The following is a 338-nucleotide window of genomic DNA, read 5'->3' on the forward strand; positions in this document are numbered from 1 at the left end:
CTAGTTTTCAAAGAACATACCATTTGCTATTTAAAATAGCTTTTTGGTGGAGCCTAGCGGGATCGAACCGCTGACCTCCTGCGTGCAAGGCAGGCGCTCTCCCAGCTGAGCTAAGGCCCCAAGTTGTATGGTGGGCCTAAATGGACTCGAACCATCGACCTCACGCTTATCAGGCGTGCGCTCTAACCAGCTGAGCTATAGGCCCATACAAATTGCAGGATTTATTTATATCATATCCTCATTTAAGAGTCAATACTTTTTATTGAACTCTCAAAACTAAACGAAAACGAAACACGGAAACTTATATTGATGAACAGTGTTCATCAATTCTCCATAGA

The 338-nt window shown here is 43.2% G+C and carries 2 tRNA genes; both read right to left on the reverse strand.

Annotated elements, in window-relative coordinates:
* Positions 1 to 44: 44 nt before the first annotated feature.
* Positions 45 to 120 (reverse strand) — tRNA-Ala (locus tag COL05_RS28325).
* A gap of 8 nt (positions 121 to 128) precedes the next feature.
* Positions 129 to 205: transfer RNA gene (locus tag COL05_RS28330), tRNA-Ile, on the reverse strand.
* Positions 206 to 338 lie beyond the last annotated feature (133 nt).

The organism is Bacillus sp. AFS059628 (assembly GCF_002571225.1).
Lineage (GTDB): Bacteria > Bacillota > Bacilli > Bacillales > Bacillaceae_G > Bacillus_A.